Source organism: Streptomyces sp. NBC_00335 (genome assembly GCF_036127095.1).
GTDB lineage: Bacteria > Actinomycetota > Actinomycetes > Streptomycetales > Streptomycetaceae > Streptomyces.
In genome coordinates, this window is sequence record NZ_CP108006.1 from 4419481 (window position 1) to 4437999 (window position 18519).

14 protein-coding genes, 2 tRNA genes and 1 other RNA gene are annotated in these 18519 nt (G+C 74.0%); 8 read left to right on the forward strand and 9 right to left on the reverse strand.

Going from position 1 to position 18519, the window contains the following annotated elements:
• Window positions 1-81 precede the first annotated feature (81 nt).
• A complete protein-coding gene (locus OHA37_RS19860; protein WP_266907091.1) occupies window positions 82-1593 on the forward strand; it encodes a helix-turn-helix domain-containing protein in 1512 nt (503 codons plus the stop codon).
• 26 nt (window positions 1594-1619) lie between these two features.
• Here the strand turns inward: OHA37_RS19860 and OHA37_RS19865 are convergent, their stop codons facing one another.
• On the reverse strand, window positions 1620-2021 hold the full coding sequence (locus OHA37_RS19865; RefSeq protein WP_266907093.1) for a TOBE domain-containing protein: 402 nt from the start codon (window positions 2019-2021) through the stop codon (window positions 1620-1622).
• 158 nt (window positions 2022-2179) lie between these two features.
• On the opposite strand from OHA37_RS19865, the gene OHA37_RS19870 reads away from it, so the two are divergent.
• Complete coding sequence (locus OHA37_RS19870; RefSeq protein WP_266907095.1) at window positions 2180-3037, forward strand: universal stress protein; 858 nt, start codon at window positions 2180-2182, stop codon at window positions 3035-3037.
• A gap of 18 nt (window positions 3038-3055) precedes the next feature.
• On the opposite strand, the gene OHA37_RS19875 is transcribed toward OHA37_RS19870, so the two are convergent.
• The 5 genes from OHA37_RS19875 to OHA37_RS19895 all read right to left on the reverse strand — a co-directional run bounded on the left by OHA37_RS19875 (window position 3056) and on the right by OHA37_RS19895 (window position 7731).
• Complete coding sequence (locus OHA37_RS19875) at window positions 3056-3817, reverse strand: ATP-grasp domain-containing protein (RefSeq protein WP_266907097.1); 762 nt, start codon at window positions 3815-3817, stop codon at window positions 3056-3058.
• A 49-nt stretch (window positions 3818-3866) separates the two neighbouring features.
• The gene (locus OHA37_RS19880; protein WP_266907099.1) at window positions 3867-5567 is read right to left on the reverse strand and encodes an aspartate:alanine exchanger family transporter; all 1701 of its coding nucleotides are present in this window, start codon (window positions 5565-5567) and stop codon (window positions 3867-3869) included.
• Window positions 5568-5735: 168 nt separating this feature from the next.
• A complete protein-coding gene (locus OHA37_RS19885) occupies window positions 5736-6512 on the reverse strand; it encodes an SDR family oxidoreductase (protein ID WP_266907101.1) in 777 nt (258 codons plus the stop codon).
• Between the two features lie 95 nt (window positions 6513-6607).
• The gene (locus OHA37_RS19890) at window positions 6608-7501 is read right to left on the reverse strand and encodes an RNA polymerase sigma-70 factor (protein WP_266907103.1); all 894 of its coding nucleotides are present in this window, start codon (window positions 7499-7501) and stop codon (window positions 6608-6610) included.
• A gap of 142 nt (window positions 7502-7643) precedes the next feature.
• Window positions 7644-7731: transfer RNA gene (locus OHA37_RS19895), tRNA-Ser, on the reverse strand.
• 131 nt (window positions 7732-7862) lie between these two features.
• Here OHA37_RS19895 and ffs point away from each other — a divergent pair.
• From ffs to OHA37_RS19925, 6 genes are all read left to right on the forward strand, one after another.
• Window positions 7863-7961: signal recognition particle sRNA small type (gene ffs / locus OHA37_RS19900), an RNA gene on the forward strand.
• 113 nt (window positions 7962-8074) lie between these two features.
• A complete protein-coding gene (locus OHA37_RS19905) occupies window positions 8075-10294 on the forward strand; it encodes a DNA polymerase III subunit gamma and tau (RefSeq protein ID WP_266907105.1) in 2220 nt (739 codons plus the stop codon).
• A gap of 60 nt (window positions 10295-10354) precedes the next feature.
• Window positions 10355-11608: a phosphoribosylamine--glycine ligase gene (gene purD / locus OHA37_RS19910; RefSeq protein WP_266907107.1), complete on the forward strand. Its 1254-nt coding sequence runs from the start codon at window positions 10355-10357 to the stop codon at window positions 11606-11608.
• A gap of 309 nt (window positions 11609-11917) precedes the next feature.
• On the forward strand, window positions 11918-13534 hold the full coding sequence (locus OHA37_RS19915; protein ID WP_266907109.1) for a hypothetical protein: 1617 nt from the start codon (window positions 11918-11920) through the stop codon (window positions 13532-13534).
• A 366-nt stretch (window positions 13535-13900) separates the two neighbouring features.
• Window positions 13901-15388: a N,N-dimethylformamidase beta subunit family domain-containing protein gene (locus OHA37_RS19920; protein WP_266907111.1), complete on the forward strand. Its 1488-nt coding sequence runs from the start codon at window positions 13901-13903 to the stop codon at window positions 15386-15388.
• A 77-nt stretch (window positions 15389-15465) separates the two neighbouring features.
• Complete coding sequence (locus OHA37_RS19925) at window positions 15466-16368, forward strand: phosphoribosylaminoimidazolesuccinocarboxamide synthase (RefSeq protein ID WP_266907112.1); 903 nt, start codon at window positions 15466-15468, stop codon at window positions 16366-16368.
• Window positions 16369-16497: 129 nt separating this feature from the next.
• Here OHA37_RS19925 and OHA37_RS19930 read toward each other — a convergent pair.
• The 3 genes from OHA37_RS19930 to OHA37_RS19940 form a co-directional block, all read right to left on the reverse strand.
• A tRNA-Gly gene (locus OHA37_RS19930) sits at window positions 16498-16570 on the reverse strand.
• Between the two features lie 24 nt (window positions 16571-16594).
• Window positions 16595-17206 carry a response regulator transcription factor gene (locus OHA37_RS19935; RefSeq protein ID WP_266907114.1) on the reverse strand — a complete coding sequence of 204 codons (612 nt, stop codon included), beginning with the start codon at window positions 17204-17206 and terminating at the stop codon, window positions 16595-16597.
• Entirely contained in the window at window positions 17203-18447 is a 1245-nt protein-coding gene (locus tag OHA37_RS19940; protein WP_266907116.1) for a sensor histidine kinase, read from the reverse strand. Before OHA37_RS19940 ends, OHA37_RS19935 begins: the two co-directional genes overlap by 4 nt.
• Window positions 18448-18519 lie beyond the last annotated feature (72 nt).

The following is an 18519-nucleotide window of genomic DNA, read 5'->3' on the forward strand; positions in this document are numbered from 1 at the left end:
GGTTGCCCTTGCATTTACCATGGCTAGCCTCATATTCGCCTCGCGATTGTGGGCTGCCACCCGCCGCAAGGAGTCCCTGTCATGCACGTCCTCGACCTGCTCCAGTCCGACAACCTCGGCCTCACCCTGCTCTGGGGCGAGCAGTCCCTTCTCGGCCAGGAGGTCAGTGGGGTGACCGCCACCGACCTGGAGGACCCTGGCCGGTTCCTGGGCCCCGGGGAGCTCGTCCTCAGCGGCCTCGTGTGGTGGCGTCCGGGGGCCTCGGCGGCCGCCAGGACCGACCGGTTCGTCGCCGCACTCGCCGACGCCGGAGCGCGGGCGCTGCTGGCGGGCGAGGAGACCCACGGAGGGGTGCCCGAGGAGCTCGTCGCCGCCTGCCGGGCCCACCGGATGCCGCTGGTGGCGGTGCCCGCGCGGACCAGCTTCCGGGCCGTCACCGAGGCGGTGTACCTCCGCCAGTGGGGTGACCTCAGCCGGCGCCCGACCCGGCACTTCGCGCTCCCCGAGAACGTGCGCAGCGAGCTCAGCGGACTCCTGGAGGGCGGAGCCGGGCCGGCGGAGCTGCTGGACCGGGCGTGCGCGCACCTGGGCCGGCTGCCCTGCTACCTGCTGACCGCGAGCGGCCGCACGGTGGCCCGTACCCCGTCCGCGCCCGCGATCCCGGCCCAGCGGGCCGCCTCCGCCGCGAAGGGCGGGGTCTCACTGGGCGTCGAGGCCGAGGGTTCCCCGTACGACGCCTGGCTGCTGCACGTCCCGGACGCGGACGCGGCGCCGCCGCGGGTGCTCCACGAGATCGCCGAGGTGTTCGCGCAGTACCGCGACGGCCGGGCCCGCCGGGTGGCCGCGCGACGGGCCGCCGGACGGGACCTGCTCGCCCTGGTGGCGGCCGAGGCCGAACCGGACCTCCTCGGCGCCGCGCTCCAGGCGGCCGGACTGCCCGCGGGGGGTCCGTACCGGGTGGTGGCGGCGACCGACGGCGATGCGCTGGCGGAGGCGCTGGGGCACCTGGAGGGGGTCCGGTGGGCGGCGGGGCCGGGCGGGGCGGTGCTGTACGAGGGCCCGGACGGGGGCGACGCCACCGCCAGGCCCGACACCACCGCCAGGCCTGACGCCACCGCCAGGCCCGACACCGCCGATCTCACCGACCGGCTGGGCACCGTATGGCCGCTGCTCCAGGCGTGCGCCGACCCGGGGGCCGACCTGCGGCTCGGCGTGGGCGCGCGGACGGCTTCGGCCGACGGGCTAGGCGCGTCACTGTGCCAGGCGCGCTTCGCGCTGACGGCAGCCGACGCGGTGGTCCCGGTCCGCGGGGTCGAGCGGCTGGACACCCTGAACGAACTGCTCGCGGGGGTCCCGCCGGAGGTGCGCGGAGTCTTCGGGGCGCGGACGCTGGGCTCGCTCGGGGACGGGATGCTGCGGGAGACGCTGGAGGTGTTCCTCGCGAACAACTGCTCGTGGACGCGTACGGCGGAGGCGCTGCACCTGCACGTGAACACGGTCCACTACCGGATCGAACGGGTGGAGGCCCTGACCGGCCGCGACCTCTCGCGCCTCGACCACAAGCTGGACCTGTACGCGGCGCTGCGCTGCTAGCCGTTGCCGTTGCCGTAGGGCGGGCCCTAGAAGGCCAGGTCGATGTGCACGTCCGTGGACTTCACCCGAGCCGTCACGGTGACCCCGACCGCGATGCCGAGCTCCTCGACCGACTCCCGGGTCACCACGGAGACGAGGCGGTACGGGCCCGACTGGACCTCGACCTGGGCCGCGACCTCGTCGAGCCGGACGGCGGTGACGATCCCCGCGAAGGAGTTGCGCACGGAGGTGGCGGCGGCCGTCTGCGGCACCGGATGCAGACCCGCTGCCCGCTCCTTGGCGAAGGCGGCGAGGGCGACCCCGTCGACGGTTCGTGCCCCGTCGGACGACCGGCGCGCGGGCAGCCGGCCCCCGTCGGCCCAGCGGCGGACGGTCTCGGGGCTCACGCACAGCAGGCCGGCGGCCTGCCCGATCGAGTACGAGGGCACGCGCGCAGCCTAGTGCTGCGACCGGAAGGGTTCACCGGGTCGCGGGGCGGCTCTCGGGATAGGCCACAAGGCCACAAAGGGGGTAAAGGCGGCAGTTGGCGTAGCGTCGTAAGAGCGACCAGGAATTGGCCGCGGCATGTGGAAGAAGGGTGCCGCCGATGTCCGTCCCGTCCGACCAGCCTGCCCCGCCCGTCCCGCCCGTCCTCCCCCTCCTCGTCGGGTTCGACGGGTCCGCCCGGAGCCTCGCCGCCGCCCGGTGGGCCGCCCGTGAGGCCCTGGCCACCGGGGCGCCGCTCCGGCTGCTCCACGTGGGCCAGGCCTGGCCGACCGTCCAGCCGATCTCGGTGGAGTTCCAGCCCGTGCTCGGCGAGGGCGAGCGCGCGGCGAGGACCGTACTCACGGCCCTCGCCGAGGAACTCCGCGCCACCCACCAGGGCCTGACCGTCGAGGCGGCCACCGCCGAGGGCGGACCCGGCAACGAGATCCCGCGGGCGGCCGCGCAGGCGCACGCCGGGCTGATCGTGCTCGGCGCGAGCGGCGAGGCCCGCCACCACGTGGCCCCGGGGCTCGGCTCCACCGCCCTGCACGTGGCGGGGCGCGCCGAGGTCCCCGTCGTCCTGGTACGGGAACCCGCCGAGCGCGCACCGCACGGACACGGGGTCGTCGTGGGGGTGGAGCCGGCGGGCGACCATGCCGCGGTGCTCGACTTCGCCTACGCCTGGGCGGCCCGCCACGACCTCCCGCTGCGCGCGGTGCACGCCGTGCAGACGGACCCGGCGGACCCGCAGGAGCTCGAAGCGGCGGTGGCCGCGGCCGGAGCGCGCTACCCGGGGGTGCGCACCGAGTGCGTGACCCGCCACGGCGACCCGGCGCGGCTCCTGCTCGACGAGTCCGCCGAGGCCGACCTCTTGGTCGTGGGCCGCCGCCACCACCGCCCCCTGCACGGCATGGGCCCCACGGACCACGCGGTGGCCCACCACGCCCACAGCCCGGTGGCCCTGATCCCGCACGGCTAAGCCGTCCCTGCCGTCTGTTCAGCCGCGCACGAACCGGCGGTCGGCCTCGGAGACCCGTTCCCGGGGGCCGGCCGAGCGGAGCACCACGTCGAGGACGCGGCCCGGATCGGCGGCGTAACAGTTCGAGAACCAGGCCATGTTGGCCTCCACGACGACCACGGTGCCGCCGGCGAAGCCGACGTCGACGGTCACGGCACTCGGCAGGGTGTCATCCGCTGCCGCGAGCAGCCGGGCCGCGAAGGCGCGTACCTCCGCGGCCCGCGGGTCCTCGTCCAGCGGGGCGGGATCCAGCCGTCCGTGGACGGCGTAGCGGCTCCCGGCGGCGATCTCCCCGTCCAGGAGGAAAAGCCGGTATTCGGCGGCGAAGTCCACCACCCCGGAGACCAGCACCGGGGTGTCCGGCGGCAGTTCGGGCAGCTCGGCGCCGTCCGCGTACACAGCGGCCGGGAAGGACTTCTCGCGCGGCGGCTTCACGAAGGCCGGCCCCCGCAGCGCCGCCCGCGCCTCTCCCAGGCTGCTCAGCCGGATCCCGCGCCCGGTGGCCCACTCCGGCAGCCCGGCCAGCCAGTCGTCCGGCGGCTCCAGCAGCCCGATCCCGAGCGCCCCGGCCACCCGCGCCCCGGCCGCGGGCCCACCGCACCAGTACACGACCCGCCCCGCCAGCCCCCCGAGCTCGGCGTCGAGCCCCCGCACCTCCATCCCCCGCCGCCCGGCCGCCTCACCGAGCAGCCCGGCGGTCGTGGTCCGCTGCCCGGGCACCAAGAACACCGCATCGTCCATGGGGCCATGGTGATCGCAGACCGGGCGAACGGGAAGGCAGACGGCCCCCTCACCGCCGCAGAAGCACGATCACCGACCCCCACATCGTCAGCAGTACGTTGCCCAGGGCGTACGGCACCGTCGTTCCCAGGGCCGGGATCTGGCTGCGCGCGCGTTCCGTCAGGGCGCCCAGCGCGGCCGTCGTGGTCTGGGCTCCGGCCAGGGCGCCGAGCAGGATCGGGAGGGGGAGCCGCTGCACGAAGTGCCCGTAGGCGAATCCGGCCAGCAGCGGCACGCTCGTCACGGCGGCGCCCCAGAGCAGCAGCGGCCAGCCGGCTTCGCGCAGGCCCGGGACGAAGCTCGGGCCCGCGTTGAGGCCGACGACCGTGACGAACACGCACAGGCCGAGCGTGCCCATCAGCCACTGCGCGGCCGACGGCAGGTTCCCGTACGTGGGGTACTTGCTGCGGATCCAGCCGAAGACCAGCCCCATCAGCAGCGCCCCGGTGGAGGTGGACAGCGACAGTGGAGCACCGGCCGCGTGCAGCGCCGGGATGCCGAGGCAGCCGCCGAGGAAGAGCCCGAGCGCGATCCAGACCATGTCCGTCGCGAAGCTGGTCGGCACCGGCTTGCCGAGCTCCGCCGCGGCCGCCTCCACCCGGCTGCGCGGCCCGGTCAGGACCAGGGTGTCGCCCCGCTCCACGGTGCTGTCGAGGCGGACCCGCAGGTCGGCGCCGGCCCGCCAGTGTTCGTCGACGAAGACCCCCGGCATGAACTGCTCGTGGCGCAGGGTGCGGATGGTGCGGCCGCTGAGGTTCCGGTCGGTGATGACCACGTGCAGGGACTCGGTGCGGTAGGCGAGCAGCTCGAAGTCGTCCGTCTCCATCCCGATGTGCGTGCGCGCGTCGTACGCGACGAGGTCGCCGCGGACCGCGCTGACGGCCAGGACGTCCCCGATCTCGACGCGGGTGTCCGGAGTGTGCTCCAGGATCTCCCCGCCGCGCCGCAGCCGGGTGATGTAGAGCCGCCGCCCGGCGGCCTTCTGTTCCGCCTCGAAGTCCCCGATCGTGCGCCCGGCGAAGGCCGCCACGTCGACGGCGTACGCGCGCAGCACGTGCTTGTAGTAGCCCTCCCCGGCGTCGGGGTCGTCCTCGGCGGCCTCCAGATCGGCGGCGAGCACGGCGCTCTCGGCCGCGAGGTCCCGGCGCAGGAGGCGGGGCAGGAACCCGGCGAGGAGCAGCGCGGGCAGGACCGTACCGAGGGGGTACGTGACCGCGTAGGCGACGGCGATCAGATGCGACTGGTCCCGCGCCTCGGCCGCGCCGACCCCGGGCAGGTGGGCGATGGCGTCGGAGCCGACGCCGATGACGGCGGACTGGGTGAGGCCGCCGCCGAGCAGCCCGGCGGAGAGCCCGGGCCCGTAACCGGCGAGGGTGGCGAAGGCCCAGGCGGAGGCGAGTCCGGTGACGCAGACGATCAGGGCGAGGACGACCTGGGGGAGGCCGTCCTTGCGCAGGGCGCGGAAGAACTGCGGGCCGACGTCGTAGCCGAGGGCGAAGAGGAACATGAGGAAGAAGACGGACTTGATCGGACCGTCGATCTCCACCTTGGCCTGGGAGCCGATGACCAGGCCGGCGACGAGGCATCCGGTGACGGCGCCGAGCGCGATGGACTTGTAGCGGAGGCGGCCGAGCAGGAAGCCGACGGCGATCGTCAGGAAGATGAGCAGCTCGGGGTAGGGCCGGAAGATCTCCGTCCTGAGCCAGTCCATCCACGCCACCCGCACCCACCCGCTTCCGCCCGGCCGCGTGCCCGGCCGCATGCCCGGCTGCGGACCCGTCGGTGCGCCCGCGCGACCTCCTGGCCGTCTCGGGAAACGGTATGTGCCGGTTTGCCCACCCGCATGTCCAGCCCGCCGGCGCACCGGCAGGCCGGCGGGTCAGCGGGCGACCCGCTCGGCGAGGTACTGCTCCCAGGTGCGTCGGCCGAGCGCCTGACCCGGGGCGGTCAGATGGCCGGCGCGCCAGGCGGCCCCGACCTTCCCGGGGACGTGGACGGGAAGGACGGCGCGGCGCTTGCCCGCGGCGCGCAGCCAGTCCCTGGCGAGGCCGGCGGCCGGGTACACGGTCGGGCCCGCGAAGTCGGGTACGCGGCCGGCCGGGTCGCCGAGGGCCAGTTCGACCAGCCGGTCCGCGACCTCGCCCGCGTCGGCCGGCTGGCAGTCGGTGCGGGAGGGCACGAGGACCACCGGGAGCTTGGACAGGGCCCCGAGGGCGAGGTCGAGCAGCGCCGGGAACTGGGTGGCCCGCAGGTTGGTCCAGCCGATCCCCGAGGCGGCGAGCACCTGCTCGCCCTCCAGCTTGACCCGGTAGTACGGGTAGGGGATCCGGTCGACGCCGACGATCGAGATGTTGACGACGTGCTCGACGCCGGCCCGCTTCCCGGCTTCCAGCAGGTGCCGCAAGCCCGGGAGGTCGTTCTTGAAGTGCCGGAGGTCGCTCGCGCAGTGGATGACCGTGACGACGCCCGCGAGTGCCTCGTCGAGTCCGGCGCCGGTGGTCAGGTCGCCGGTGTACCAGTCCACGCCGGCGTCCTCGGGCAGCGCGGTCCTGCGCGTGAGCGCGCGCACCGGGCGGCCGGTGCGGCGGACCCGCTCCAGCACCTCGCGGCCGAGCATGCCCGTCGCTCCGGTCACCATGATCGTGTCGTTCTTCATCAGTCTCGGCCTTCCGAATCCGCTGTCGCTGCCGCCGCCGTCGGCCCCGTTGCCGGCGCCGTCGGCGTCGCCGTCACTGATGAAGAACCGGCGGGTCAGTCGTTCCGTGACAACTCTCGGAGCTGAGTTGCGAGGAAGGCGAGTTTGTCCGGGTTCAGGACGAGCCGGATGCCCGTGATCCCGCCCTCGCCGAGCTCCAGCGCCCCGAACGCCGTCAGTTCGCCGTCCGCCCAGCTGACCACCGCCGGAACGCCGTTCGCCTCGGCGAACCCGATCTGCGCGCCGTTGACCCACCGGGAGAACAGACCGACGAGGAAGCGGGCCGCGTTGTCCCGCCCGGCCACCGGCCGGCTCGCCGCACTCGCCTTGCCGCCGCCGTCCGACCAGACGACGACCTGGTCGGAGAGGAGCTGCTCCAGCTGCTCCATCGCCCCCTCGGACGCGGCGGCCAGGAACCGGGCGAGCAGCTCGTCGTCCTGCTCCCGCGAGCTGGTGAACCGCGGCCGGCCGTCGGTCAGGTGCTGCTTGGCCCGGCGGTAGAGCTGGCGCGCGTTCGCCTCGGAGCAGTCGAGTACGCCCGCGATGTCGCGGTGGCTGTAGTCGAAGGCGTCCCGCAGCACCACGGCGGCCCGCTCGGGGGCCGACAGCCGCTCCATCATCGTCAGCACGGCGAACGACACCGAGTCCCGCTGCTCCGCCGTCTCCATCGGCCCCAGCGCCCCGGCACCGGTCCCCACCGGCTCCGGGATCCAGGGCCCGAAGTACTCCTCGCGCTGCACCCGGGCGGAGGTGAGCCGGTTCAGGCACAGGTTGGTGACCACCTTGGCCAGCCACGGGCCCGGCGCGGCCACCTGACCGGGCTCGACGCCGTGCCAGCGCAGGTACGCGTCCTGCACGGCATCCTCGGCCTCGGCCGCCGAGCCGAGCATCCGGTACGCCAGCGAGAACAGCCGCGATCGATGGTCCTCGAACTCCTGTGCCGTATCCATGGCCCCACGCTAGCGAGCACCCCCGGCTCGGGCTCCTGAGGGCCGACGGCGACGGAAGCCGCGACGGAAGCCGAGACGGGGGAACGCAAAGAGCCCCACCGCAAGCGGTGGGGCTCTTCAACGTATTGCCCGGTGAGAGCAATGGCGGAGGATACGAGATTCGAACTCGTGAGGGGTTGCCCCCAACACGCTTTCCAAGCGTGCGCCCTAGGCCACTAGGCGAATCCTCCGCGGCAAACAATACAAGACGTTGAGGGGTGCTCGCGAACGTGATCGTCGGGTGGGCTCTGGCGGGGGTCCGGGTCGGGGTCCGGGTCGGGGTGCGGGTCGATTCCGGGGCCCTCCATCCGCTAGGGTGGGGCCCAGCCCCTCACGTGGCGCTATCTCACCCAACTCCCCCAGGGCCGGAAGGCAGCAAGGGTAAGTGGGCTCTGGCGGGTGCGTGGGGGGCGCTTTGCGTTCCCGGAACGGGTCGGGCCGGCCGGGCCGCTCAGCGGGAGCGCGCGCGGACCACGGTGGACCGGGCGGGTCTGCGGGCCGCTGTTGTCGGTGGGCCCGGATAACCTCGTAGACGTGTCGTCCCTTGCGCTGTACCGCCGCTACCGCCCCGAGTCGTTCGCCGAGGTCATCGGTCAGGAGCATGTCACTGACCCGCTGATGCAGGCGCTGCGCAACAACCGGGTCAATCACGCGTACCTGTTCAGTGGGCCGCGAGGCTGTGGCAAGACCACCAGCGCGCGCATCCTGGCCCGCTGCCTGAACTGTGAGCAAGGCCCCACGCCCACCCCCTGCGGGGAGTGCCAGTCCTGCAAGGACCTCGCGCGCAACGGGCCGGGTTCCATCGACGTCATCGAGATCGACGCGGCCTCGCACGGTGGTGTGGACGACGCCCGTGACCTGCGCGAGAAGGCCTTCTTCGGGCCCGCCTCCAGCCGGTACAAGATCTACATCATCGACGAGGCGCACATGGTCACCCCGGCGGGCTTCAACGCCCTGCTGAAGGTGGTCGAGGAGCCGCCGGAGCACCTCAAGTTCATCTTCGCCACGACCGAGCCCGAGAAGGTCATCGGCACCATCCGGTCCCGGACGCACCACTACCCCTTCCGGCTCGTGCCCCCCGGCACCCTGCGGGACTACCTCGGCGAGGTCTGCGGCCGCGAGGGCGCCCACGTCGAGGAGGGCGTGCTGCCGCTCGTCGTGCGCGCCGGAGCCGGATCCGTCCGTGACTCCATGTCCGTCATGGACCAGCTCCTGGCCGGCGCCACCGAGCAGGGTGTGACGTACGCCATGGCCACCTCGCTCCTCGGGTACACCGACGGCACGCTCCTCGACGCCGTCGTGGACGCCTTCGCCGCCGGGGACGGGGCCGCCGCCTTCGAGATCGTCGACCGGGTGGTGGAGGGCGGCAACGACCCGCGCCGCTTCGTCGCCGACCTGCTGGAGCGGCTGCGCGACCTGGTGATCCTGGCCGCCGTGCCCGACGCCCGGGAGAAGGGGCTGATCGACGCCCCCAACGACGTGGTCGAGCGGATGCAGGCCCAGGCCTCCGTCTTCGGGGCCGCCGAGCTGTCCCGGGCCGCCGATCTGGTCAACACGGGGCTCACGGAGATGCGCGGGGCCACCTCGCCCCGGCTGCAGCTGGAGCTGATCTGCGCCCGCGTGCTGCTGCCCGCCGCCTTCGACGACGAGCGTTCCGTGCAGGCGCGGCTCGACCGGCTGGAGCGCGGCGGCGCGGCATCCGCCGCCGCTGCCTTCGCCCCGGCCCCCGCCATGGGCTACGTACCGGGGCCGGAGGCCCACGCGATGGCCCCCGCGGCCGTACGGCCCCCCGTGCAGCCGGCTCCGACCCAGCAGGCTCCCGCGCACCAGGCTCCCGCGCACCAGGCCCCCGCCCCGGCCCCGGTGGCTCCGCCCGAGCCGGTGGCCGCCGCCCCGGCTCCGGCCCCGGCCGCTGCCCCCGGCGCCTGGCCCGGCGCCGCGCAGCCCGGCGGCGGCGCCCCCGGTGCCTGGCCCGGCGCTGCCACGCCCGGGGCTCCCGCGCCCGCACCGGCGGCCCCCGCCGCGGGTGCCTGGCCCGGGGCGGCCACCCCCGGCGCCCCGGTGGCCCCCGCGGCTCCCCCGGCGGCCCCCGCGCAGGCCGCCCAGGCCTCCGCTCCGGCGGCGCCCGACGCCCCGGCACCCGGCATGGCCGCCGGCGCCGGGCAGATCCAGGCCATGTGGCCGGCCGTCCTGGACGCCGTCAAGAACCGCCGCCGCTTCACCTGGATCCTGCTCAGCCAGAACGCCCAGGTCGCCGGCTTCGACGGCACCACCCTCCAGCTCGGCTTCCCCAACGCCGGAGCCCGCGACAACTTCGCGAGCAGCGGCAGCGAGGACGTCCTCAAGGCGGTGCTCGCCGAGCAGTTCCAGGTCACCTGGAAGATCGAGGCCGTGGTCGGCGGGGGCGCCCAGCCGATGGCCCCGGTGTCCGCGTCCTCCTACGGCGCTCCGCCCGCGCCCGCCTACAACCAGCCACCGGCCCAGCAGTCCCCGCAGCAGTCACAGCAGCCCCAGCAGTCGTACCAGCAGCAGCCGCAGCAGTCCCCGCAACAGCCCCAGCAGCCGCAGCAGTCGTACCAGCAGCAGTCCCAGCAGCACCAGCAGCCCACCCACCAGGCACCCCCGCCGGTCGCTCCCGAGGACGACATCGCGGAGGCGGACGACCCCGACCTCGTCGACACCGCCCTCAGCGGACACGACCTGATCGTGCGCGAACTCGGGGCCACCGTTGTAGAGGAATATACGAACGAATAGGGGGTCTGACTTGGGTGCCCGCACGAAGGGCACCCGGGAACGCGGGCTAGTCTTCATCGCGTGAAGGTCCTCGTCATCGGCGGCGGCGCCCGCGAACATGCCCTGTGCCGCTCTCTGTCCCTCGATTCCGACGTCAACGCGCTGTACTGCGCCCCCGGCAACGCCGGCATCGCCGAGGTGGCCGAGCTCCGCCCCGTCGACCCGCTCGACGGCGAAGCCGTCGCCCGCCTCGCCACCGAGCTCCGCGTCGACCTGGTCGTCGTCGGCCCGGAGGCCCCGCTCGTCGCCGGGGTCGCCGACTCCGTGCGCGCGGTCGGCATCCCCGTCTTCGGCCCGTCCGGCGAAGCCGCGCAGCTGGAGGGCTCCAAGGCCTTCGCCAAGGACGTGATGGCCGCCGCCGGCGTCCCGACGGCCCGCAGCTACGTGTGCACCACCCCGGAAGAGGTGGACGAGGCCCTCGACGCCTTCGGCGCCCCGTACGTGGTCAAGGACGACGGCCTCGCCGCCGGCAAGGGCGTCGTGGTCACCGACGACCGGGCAGCCGCCCGCGCCCACGCGCTGGCCTGCGACCGGGTGGTCATCGAGGAGTTCCTCGACGGCCCCGAGGTCTCCCTCTTCGCCATCACCGACGGCGTCACCGTGCTGCCGCTCCAGCCCGCGCAGGACTTCAAGCGCGCGCTCGACGGCGACGCGGGCCCCAACACCGGCGGCATGGGCGCGTACTCCCCGCTCCCCTGGGCCGACCCGAAGCTGGTCGACGAGGTCATGGCCTCCGTCCTGCAGCCCACCGTGGACGAGCTGCGCCGCCGCGGCACCCCCTTCTCCGGGCTGCTCTACGCGGGCCTCGCGATCACCTCGCGCGGGACGCGGGTCATCGAGTTCAACGCCCGCTTCGGCGACCCCGAGACCCAGGTCGTCCTGGCCCGGTTGCGCACCCCGCTCGCGGGCGTGCTGCTGGGCTCCGCCAACGGCACCCTGGACACCCTGCCCCCGCTCAGCTGGCGCGAGGACGCGGCCGTCACCGTGGTCATCGCCTCCCACAACTACCCGGAGACCCCGCGCACCGGGGACCCCATCACGGGCCTGGCCGAGGTGGCCGAGCTGGACGCCCCGCACGCGTACGTCCTGCACGCGGGGACCCGCGCCGAGGGCGACGCGGTCGTCAGCGCGGGCGGACGCGTGCTGTCGGTGACGGCGACCGGTTCCGATCTGGCGGAGGCCCGGGACAGGGCGTATAAGGCGGTCGCGCGGATCGGGCTGGACGGCTCGCAGTACCGCACGGACATCGCCGAGAAGGCCGCGGAATCCCGCTGACCGGCGGCGTTCAGCGGGATTCGACGCAAGCGGGCCCGGTGCGCACTCGGTGCGGCCGGGCCCGCGCGCATGCTCGCGTGCGAGTGCATCCGGCCGCGTTCGAACGCACCCAGCTTTACCCAAAGCCATTCCATCGGGTGATCGTCCCCCGGTCTGCCTGACGGCCGCCTCCGCCCCAACTATGGTGCGGCGCAAGCATTCCGGCTCTCATTCCGGCACATGGCCCACCGGCATTGCGATGTCAGTGGCTGGTGTCACAGTGGGGGAGTGAGCAACGCCGCCGCATGGCAGAGGGGGTGAGGTCCGGCCGTGTCCGGAACCGGTTCGATCGCTGAAGTGGGTACGCCGTCCGCGCGTTCCCGTGCCTTGGCCGTGCTGCGTGTGCGCAGCAGGGCCCTGGCCGTCGGGCTGCTGCCCGCCGCGCTGGCCGTGGTGCTGGTGAGCGCCCGCATGACGGGCCGGCTCGCCGGTGACCCCTGGCAGGCCGTGACCCTCGTCGTGTGCGCCGTCGCCGCGTTCGTCCTGCTCGTCGGCGGGATCTTCGCCGCCGTCGTGCTGCGGGCGAGCCCCGCCATGACCCCGACCGTGCCGCTGTCGGAGTCCGCCGCACCTGATCTCTACCGGCTCGTACGGGACCTGGCGGACCGGATGGACGTTCCTGCGCCCTCCGCGATAGCCCTGACCCCCGACTGCGACAGCTGGCTGGAGGACCGCACGCACGCCGCGCACCGCCGTGCCCGCGGCCGCGCGCTCATATCAGGTGGGGCCGCCGGAGCCGGTGGCCCGGAGTCCGAGCCCGGCGCCGCCCCGGTGCTGGTGATCGGCTCGCCGTTCCTGTGGTGGATGAGGGTCGCCGAGCTACGGGCCGTCCTCGCGCCCGTCGTCGCCGGTACGGGCCCCTCCGCCCACCCGGACATAGCCGATGCGCGCGGATTCGTACGGGGCCTCGACGCCGCCGTGGACGTGGGCGGCCGCCGTTTCCTCGGCTGGATCGGCGCCCCCGCCCGGCTGCTGCTGCGGCTGTGCCGGGTGGACGCCGCCGAGATGGAGCGCGGGGTCGCCGCCGCCGCCTCGGACCGAGCCCAGGGTGTGGACTACGCGCTGCGCATCGTCGCCCAGGAGCAGGTCGGGCTGGCGTACGCCGGCTGGGACCGGCTGCTGACCCGCGTCGCGCTGCCTGCCTGGCGCATGGGCCGCTGGCCCGCGCACCTGGACGCGGGCGTCGTCTCCGCACTGACCGAGCTGTCCCGGCGCGACCGGCTCGCCGACGGGTTCACCTCGCGGCTGGGCGAGCGCCCGGCGTGCGATCTGCTGGACCAGCCGGGTGCGGTGGACGAGGCCGCCTCGCTGCTGGCGGCTCGGCTGTTCCACGGGGGACCGGCCGAGGCCGGTCCGGACTGGTCGCCGGTGGACTGGGCGGCCTATCCGGAAGAGGTCGTCGACCGCAAGTGGCGCACGGAGGCGGCCCGCCTGCTGGCCGCACTGGACGCGCTGTCGGCTCCGTCGGTGCCCGCCGCCTCCACGGTGGAGCGGGTGCTGGCCCACCTCGCGGAGGCCGATGCCGACGCCCTGGCGGGCCGGCTGAGCGGTGACCTGGCGCGGGAGTCCGTGCCCGCCCCGGCGGCCTCCGCCGCGGGCCGCGGGGCCGACACCCTGCCGCTGTTCCCGCTGGAGGCTCCGCGCAGCGGGCGGGACCTGCTGGCGGACCACGTCGTGGCGCTGGTGTGCTGCGCCGCCGTCGACTCCGCCGGGGGTGAGCCCGGGCTGGACTGGCTGGACGGGCCCGTCCTGCTGATCGCCGGGGTGCGGCGGGCCGACCTCGCCGGACCGGTGCTGGCGCTCGTGGAGGACCGGGACCCCGCCCCGCTCCGGGACTGGCTCGCGGAGGTCGGCGTACGCCCCGAGAAGCCGGTCCGTCTGGTCTAGGCCGTCTCTTTCGGATCTTGCCGGTTGAGCCCGCGTCGTCCGGTGCCGTGCATCGGCGCCTTGGCGGGGCGCCGGAGTACTGGACGTACTTGGCGTTCCGCCAAGGCGGCGAGGCGCGGTGCCGGGCGGCGCGGGCCAGGCAAGATCCGGAAGAGACGGCCTAGGGCCTGCGGGCCCCGGGCGCCCCGGGCCCACGCCCCAGGGCGCACGGCACTGCGACCTCTCAGGCCCCCCGGGCCCCAGGACCGGGAGCGGGCGGGATCCCCGTTGAACTTTTCGCGACGAACGGTGACGGAGTGCGTGCGTTATGTGATGTGCTGGGGATCGGTCGCGGCATTCGGGGGAGCGAGGGAGGGGAGCAGCGGTATGGGTGCGGAGCAGATCCGGCGTTGGGAGTCAGGTGCGCTCGCGCACGCGGTCACCGATCCCTTCGGCCAGGGCCCCCTGCCGTGGTTCCGGGGGAGCGAGCTCTACTACGACGACAACGGTCAGGTCGTGCCCTGGTACGTGGACCCGGCCGTCGCCGCCGGGCCGGGGCAGCAGATCCCCAGGGCCCGTGGCGCGGGCGGCCCCCGCACCGCCGACGACGTGCACCGGCAGATCAAGGGGTTCGCCTCCACCGGAGCCGTCGCGCCCGGTGAGGCCATCGACTTCCACATCACCGTGGATCCGCCCCAGCAGTTCTCCGTGGACGTCTACCGCATCGGGCACTACGGCGGTGACGGCGCCTCCAAGATCACCACCAGCCCCCGGCTCTCCGGCATCGTCCAGCCGGCGCCCCTGACCGCCGACCGCACCGTCTCCTGCCACCACTGGTGGCTCTCCTGGCGGCTCCAGGTCCCCTCGTACTGGAGCGTCGGCGCCTACGTGGCGGTGCTGACGACCGCCGACGGATACCGCTCGCACATCCCCTTCACGGTGCGCGACGACCACCCGGCCGATCTGCTGCTCCTGCTGCCCGACATCACCTGGCAGGCCTACAACCTCTACCCGGAGGACGGCAGGACGGGCGCGAGCCTCTACCACGCCTGGGACGAGGAGGGCCGGCTGCTCGGCGAGCGCGACGCCGCCATCACCGTCTCCTTCGACCGCCCCTACGCCGGCGCGGGCCTGCCCCTGCACGTGGGGCACGCCTACGACTTCATCCGCTGGGCCGAGCGCTACGGCTACGACCTCGCCTACGCCGACGCCCGCGACCTGCACGCCGGCCGCGTCGACCCCACCCGCTACCGCGGCCTGGTCTTCCCCGGCCACGACGAGTACTGGTCCGGCCCGATGCGCCGCACCGTCGAGCGCGCCCGCGACCACGGCACCTCGCTCGTCTTCCTCTCCGCCAACACCATGTACTGGCAGGTCGAGCTCTCCCCCTCGCCCTCCGGGGTCGACGACCGGCTCCTGACCTGCCGAAAACGCCGCGGCCCCGGCCGCCCCAGCCTGTGGCGCGAGGTGGACCGCCCCGAGCAGCAACTGCTGGGCATCCAGTACGCGGGACGGGTCCCCGAGCCCGCGCCCCTCATCGTGCGCAATGCCACGCACTGGCTCTGGGACTCCACCGGAGCCGTCGAGAACGACGAACTGCCCGGCCTGGTCGCGGGCGAGGCCGACCGGTACTTCCCGCGCACGCAGTTGCCCGAGCACCAGAGCCGGATGCTGCTCGCGCACTCCCCGTACGAGGACGGCGAGGGCCACCGCCGCCACCAGGAGACCTCCCTCTACCGGGCTCCCAGCGGCGCGCTCGTCTTCGCGTCGGGCACCTTCGCCTGGTCCCCGGCCCTCGACCGCCCCGGGCACGTGGACGAGCGGGTCCAGCGGGCCACCGCCAATCTCCTCGACCGCATCTGCAAGAGGGACTGACCGGACCCGCGGTCCCCGCCCCCGGCCCGGTGCGGGAGAATGGGCCGCGCGCTCGTACAGAACCACAGGGAGACTCCGTGCCCGGATTCGTCGAAAAGCCCGAGCCGGTCCAGGTGCCCGGCCTCGTCCACCTCCACACCGGCAAGGTCCGCGACCTCTACCGCGACGAGGACGGCCATCTCGTCATGGTCGCCAGCGACCGCATCTCCGCCGCCGACTGGGTGCTGCCCACCGAGATCCCGGACAAGGGCCGGATCCTGACCCAGCTCTCCCTGTGGTGGTTCGACCAGCTCGCGGACCTCGTCCCGAACCACGTCATCAGCACCGAGCTGCCCGCCGGCGCCCCCGCCGACTGGGCCGGCCGCGCCCTGGTCTGCCAGAACCTCGACATGGTCCCCGTCGAGTGCGTGGCCCGCGGCTACCTGACCGGCTCGGGCCTCGCCGAGTACGAGAAGACCCGTACGGTCTGCGGGCTGGCCCTGCCCGAGGGCCTGGTCGACGGATCCGAGCTGCCCGCCCCGATCTTCACCCCGGCCGCCAAGGCCGAGGTCGGCGAGCACGACGAGAACGTCTCCTACGAGGAGGTCGCGCGCACCCAGGGCGCCGAAACGGCCGCCCTGCTGCGCCAGACCACCCTCGCCGTCTACGGCCGGGCCCGGGACATCGCCCGCGACCGCGGGATCATCCTGGCGGACACCAAGTTCGAGTTCGGCTTCGACAAGGACGGCAACCTGGTCGCCGCCGACGAGGTGCTGACCCCGGACTCCTCGCGCTTCTGGCCGGCAGACCTGTGGGAGCCGGGCCACAGCCAGCCGTCCTTCGACAAGCAGTACGTCCGCGACTGGCTGTCCTCCCCGGCCTCCGGCTGGAACTCCAAGGGCGAACTCCCGCCGCCCGTCCTCCCGCAGGAGATCGTGGAGCAGACCCGCTCCCGGTACGTGGAGGCCTACGAGCGGCTCACGGGCCAGACCTGGGTCTGAGCCCCCACACGCCCGAGAACGGCGGAAGAACGGCGAAGGGCCCCGGAAACGGGGCCCTTTTCCCCGGGGCGCCGACCCCGGGAAACGAAGAAAGCCCCGGTTTGAGGACCGGGGCTTTCTTCACTGCTGAGCGGACAACGCGACTCGAACGCGCGACATCCACCTTGGCAAGGTGGTGCTCTACCAACTGAGCTATGTCCGCAGGTGCGCCGTAGCGCGAGAACTACTATACCCAACCCCGGGCCCGTGCGAGACGCACCGCCGTGTGCCGGTTCTCGGCGCCCAGCTTCGTCGCCGCCGAGGACAGGTAGTTCCGCACCGTCCCCGGGGACAGTGAGGCCCGCTCCGCGATCTCCGCGATCGGCGCCCCGTCCCCCGCCAGTTCCAGCACCTCGGCCTCGCGGGCGGTCAGCGGGGAGTCGCCCGCGCTGATGGCGTCGGCCGCCAACTCCGGATCCACGTAACGGCCTCCGGCGTGCACGGTACGGATCAGCTCGGCCAGCCGCTGCGCCGAGACGGTCTTCGGCGCGAAGGCCCGTACGCCCGCGGCCAGCGCCCGCTTCAGGTGCCCGGGCCGGCCGTGGCTGGTCACGATCATGGTCTTGCAGTCGGGGAGTTCGGCCCGCAGGGATGTGGCCACGCTCACACCGTCGGCCCCCGGCATCTGCAGGTCCAGCACCGCCACGTCCGGCCGGTGGGCCCGCGCCATCGCGAGCGCCTCCGGCCCCGAGGCGGCCTCGGCGACGACCAGCAGATCGTCCTCCAGCCCCAGCAGCGCGGCGAGCGCGCCCCGGATCAGGTGCTCGTCGTCGGCCAGCAGTACGCGTACGGGGCTCATGCCCGCGCCTCCAGTTCTCGGATCGGCCCGGCCGCCGGGCCGGGAATCTGCGCCCGCAGCCGGAACCGGCCGCCGCCCACCGGGCCGGCCTCCAGCGTGCCGTCCAGCGCCGCGAGCCGTTCCCGCAGGCCCGCGAGCCCCGAGCCCGGCGGCCCGGCCGGGGCCTTGGGGGCCCCGTCGTTCTCCACCACCAGCGTGAGCGCGCCCGAGGGGGCGGCCGTCAGCCGGATCACGCAGCTGCGGGCGTCGCCGTGCCGCAGGACGTTCGTCGTCGCCTCGCGCACCACCCAGCCGAGCGCCGACTGGGCCTCGGCGGGCAGCTCGCGGCCCTGCTCGTACTCGACCAGGCAGTCCATTCCGGCCGCGTGCAGGACTCCGCGCGCACCTTCCAGCTCCACCGCGAGGTTCGCCTCGCGGTAGCCGCGGACCACGTCGCGGACCTCCTTCTGGGACTCCCGGGCGATCCGCTGCACCTCGATCATCTGGTCGACGGCCTCCGGGCGTTCGCGCCGTGCGAGCTGCACGGCCAGCTCGCTCTTGAGGGCGATCACCGCCAGATTGCGGCCCATGACGTCGTGCAGGTCCCGGCCGAACCGCAGCCGCTCCTCGGCCACCGCGAGCTGCGCCTGGACCTCGCGGGCCCGGTCCAGCTCGTACACGGTGTCGAGCAGCCAGCCGGAGAATCCGCAGGCGAAGCTGAGGAAACCACCGGTCAGCAGCACCCCGACGGCCAGACCGGCGGACTCGCTCGCCGAGATGCCGAAGGCGAAGGACGCCAGGCCGACGAAGGCGGCCGTGGCCGGAGCCACGTAGCGCATCTCCCGGACCTTGCGCAGACACAGGACGAACGTGCCGCTGGCGAAGGAGGTCATGCCGACGACGACGGTCTGGGCCGCCGACGAAGCGTCGACGAGGCCGGCCGCCCGCACGGCGAGGACGCCCAGGGAGGCGGCGACGGTCAGGGCGGCGGTGAGGGCCGCGAGCCGCACCGGACGCTCGCGCCGGCCGAGGATCCAGTCGATCGACCGGGAGGAGAGGAAGCCGACGAGCACCGACTGCGCGCACACCGTCAGGAAGAGCGCGAGCCCGACCACCGGCGAGGCCTTCCCGGCCATCGAGCCCAGTGCGGCCAGTCCGATCGACACGATCTCGACGACCACGAAGAAGTGGAACGACCAGCGCGTGTACAGCTCGACCTTCCCCGCGCTGCTGCGGTTCTTCCACCAGCCGCTGAGTTTCATGGCCCCAGTCTCGCGGCCTTGCGGCCGGGACGGGGATGACACCTGTCATGGATCTCGGATATGCGGCAGGAA

What these genes read in the sequence shown, in the direction of transcription:
- OHA37_RS19860 (WP_266907091.1), top strand. Translation starts at nt 82, where the DNA reads ATGCACGTCCTCGACCTGCTCCAGTCCGACAACCTCGGCCTCACCCTG.
- OHA37_RS19870 (WP_266907095.1), top strand. Translation starts at nt 2,180, where the DNA reads ATGTCCGTCCCGTCCGACCAGCCTGCCCCGCCCGTCCCGCCCGTCCTC.
- OHA37_RS19875 (WP_266907097.1), bottom strand. Translation starts at nt 3,817, where the DNA reads ATGGACGATGCGGTGTTCTTGGTGCCCGGGCAGCGGACCACGACCGCC.
- OHA37_RS19880 (WP_266907099.1), bottom strand. Translation starts at nt 5,567, where the DNA reads ATGGACTGGCTCAGGACGGAGATCTTCCGGCCCTACCCCGAGCTGCTC.
- OHA37_RS19885 (WP_266907101.1), bottom strand. Translation starts at nt 6,512, where the DNA reads ATGAAGAACGACACGATCATGGTGACCGGAGCGACGGGCATGCTCGGC.
- OHA37_RS19890 (WP_266907103.1), bottom strand. Translation starts at nt 7,501, where the DNA reads ATGGATACGGCACAGGAGTTCGAGGACCATCGATCGCGGCTGTTCTCG.
- OHA37_RS19920 (WP_266907111.1), top strand. Translation starts at nt 13,901, where the DNA reads ATGGGTGCGGAGCAGATCCGGCGTTGGGAGTCAGGTGCGCTCGCGCAC.
- OHA37_RS19935 (WP_266907114.1), bottom strand. Translation starts at nt 17,206, where the DNA reads ATGAGCCCCGTACGCGTACTGCTGGCCGACGACGAGCACCTGATCCGG.
- OHA37_RS19940 (WP_266907116.1), bottom strand. Translation starts at nt 18,447, where the DNA reads ATGAAACTCAGCGGCTGGTGGAAGAACCGCAGCAGCGCGGGGAAGGTC.